This is a genomic window from Porphyromonas sp. CAG:1061 (assembly GCF_000435035.1).
GTDB lineage: Bacteria > Bacteroidota > Bacteroidia > Bacteroidales > Porphyromonadaceae > Porphyromonas_A > Porphyromonas_A somerae.
Genome location: NZ_HF988863.1, coordinates 1 through 971 on the forward strand (window position 1 = coordinate 1; position 971 = coordinate 971).

The window sequence follows — 971 nt, forward strand, 5'->3', positions numbered from 1 at the left end:
GCCTATTTAAGAGGGACCTCTGCCGAGGTCCTCCCTTATAGGACCTCCAATGAATACCATACGGCAATATCATTCTAATGCGTAACCCCTGCCTCATTCGCTTCTATTCCAGCCGATGACCCCAACTATGTCGGAGCAAGTAACGCCCTAAAAATAGAGCAACCATATCCCACTCTGGAAATAAAACGGACTGTCCACCTAAGTGGTGACACCTCATAAAAAGCCCGAAAAAGCGCCTTTGCAACTTGCTGAAATACAGCGAACTATAAAAGTCAAAATTGAGATGCAACTAAGCAATTGTTTAGTTGCAACTAAGCATTTGCTTTGTTGCATCTCGTCGATCGCTTAGTTGCATCTCAACTTTTGCTCCTCTCGGGGCTTGTTATTTTTGGTGGTAAGGTACAGGGAGAATAGCCCTCCACTTTCACCCTCTATTGTGTCAAGCAGTATATTGCTTGTTATTCCTATTTGGACGTTACTAGCGAGTTGGGATTGTGCTTTTTTTGGTACCTTTGGGCTATGAAAGGATATCTATATAATGTGACTATTAGCGGTGATCGTAGTTGTAGTAGCGACCTACTCTACTACGTGGAGCACCGCCTTTTCCCCGCTTGGTCGGAGCGAGAGGGCTGGAGTGCAGCCAAGCTACTCAGGATCCCCACTCCTGTGGAGGATGGCGTCTCTGTTGCCCTCCAATTTGAACTCGCTTCCCCCGCATTACTTGAGGGGTTTGAGCTAGTTGAAGACCCACTCGTGACCCGTGTACTAGAGTTATATGGTGAGAGGGTTGGTTTTTTCCCCACCCTTATGGAGATTATAGGTAGATGAAGAGCGAAGAGGTCATACGTGCGGAAGGGTACCATGTGCCAGTGCTGTGCGAGGAGAGCGTCCAGGCATTAGTCACCGACCCCAATGGTATCTACATTGACTGCACCTTTGGTGGCGGCGGACACTCACGCCGCATCCTAGAG

The 971-nt window shown here is 48.2% G+C and carries 2 protein-coding genes; both read left to right on the forward strand.

The window, feature by feature from the left end:
* Positions 1 to 519 precede the first annotated feature (519 nt).
* Positions 520 to 828 (forward strand): DUF4286 family protein, encoded by a 309-nt coding sequence (locus QVO39_RS01720; RefSeq protein ID WP_021902755.1) that lies wholly within the window; start codon positions 520 to 522, stop codon positions 826 to 828.
* A partial coding sequence (mraW, locus tag QVO39_RS01725; RefSeq protein WP_288171490.1) for a 16S rRNA (cytosine(1402)-N(4))-methyltransferase occupies positions 825 to 971 on the forward strand: 147 nt, incomplete at its 3' end. The genes QVO39_RS01720 and mraW, both read left to right, overlap by 4 nt.

Bases quoted from the DNA above. Each gene is read 5' to 3' on its own strand.
- QVO39_RS01720 (WP_021902755.1), top strand. From the start codon at position 520: ATGAAAGGATATCTATATAATGTGACTATTAGCGGTGATCGTAGTTGT.